This is a genomic window from Acidovorax sp. FJL06 (genome assembly GCF_003852545.1).
GTDB lineage: Bacteria > Pseudomonadota > Gammaproteobacteria > Burkholderiales > Burkholderiaceae_C > Acidovorax.
On record NZ_QAJR01000067.1, the window covers coordinates 1 to 454 of the forward strand.

The 454-nt window shown below is 71.1% G+C and carries 1 protein-coding gene; it reads right to left on the reverse strand.

Annotation, left to right across the window (positions count from 1 at the left end; translation table 11 throughout):
• Window positions 1-132: 132 nt before the first annotated feature.
• The coding region (locus tag DBV10_RS22460) for a sigma-70 family RNA polymerase sigma factor (RefSeq protein WP_124515762.1) at window positions 133-454 on the reverse strand (322 nt) is incomplete at its 5' end.

Here is a 454-nt window from a genome sequence, read left to right on the forward strand (position 1 = left end):
CGGCAGGCTGTGGCGCAGCGGCCGCCATCTGCGCGTGGGCGCGCACGGCCTCGCGCAAATGGGCGCCGGGGCGGGCGCCTTCCTGCTCGCTGGCCTCGTGGTAGCGCCGGACCAGTTCGTCGTCCTGCCGGGTCATGCAAACTCCTTGAGGTGCTGGCGCAGGCTGGCCCGCGCATAGCGCAGGCGGCTCTTGGCGGTTTCAAAATTCACGCCGGTGGCCTCGGCGATCTCCTGCACGCTCAGGTCGCCTTCGGCCTGCAGCAAAAAGGCTTCGCGCTGCTCCAGCGGCAGTTGCTCCACCGCAGCGATCAGCGCGGCCGCCTGCTCGCGCGACTGCAGCTGCCGCACGGGCCCAAAGCCCGAGTCGGCCACCAGCGTGTCGGCCAGGGTGCGCGCATCGTCATCGCTCGCGTCCAGGCTGGTGTGGTGCTTGGCGGTGCGCAGGTGGTCCACC